A 410-nucleotide genomic window follows, 5' to 3' on the forward strand; every position below is an offset into this window, starting at 1 on the left:
TTTGTTTCAAAATCATTTGCTTTGGAATTATTCTGTTCAGTTGTTTCAAAAATATACATAACTTTTACTCACTAATTTGATAATAAATATTATATCATTATTTCGGTATTAGAGGTATTTTAAATCCAATCTTTACAAGAAGTTACCTAAATTGAATAAGTGTTCATAAAAAAGGTCTTGAGACCTATCAAGACCTTTTTTATTATTGTGAGATTATCTTTTTAATGTTACTGTTTCACCACTATCTCCTGCTAAATCAGGTATTGTAACAGAATCTCCAGATACTGAATATTCCAGTTCAGTACCATTGCTATCACTGATAATCTGTTTGTCTGTATCAATTGTTACTTTCTCAGAATAGAGGTACTTCACATTATTGCCTCTCTCTGAAAGGAGATTGATATTAAGTA

General features: G+C 28.8%; 1 pseudogene. It reads right to left on the reverse strand.

The features are described from left to right. Nucleotides 1–213: 213 nt before the first annotated feature. Nucleotides 214–410, reverse strand: a pseudogene (locus C1G53_RS06445) (hypothetical protein); the annotation flags it as partial.

It is taken from the genome of Streptococcus suis, from assembly GCF_002960445.1.
In the GTDB taxonomy this organism is placed as follows: Bacteria; Bacillota; Bacilli; order Lactobacillales; family Streptococcaceae; genus Streptococcus; species Streptococcus hyiners.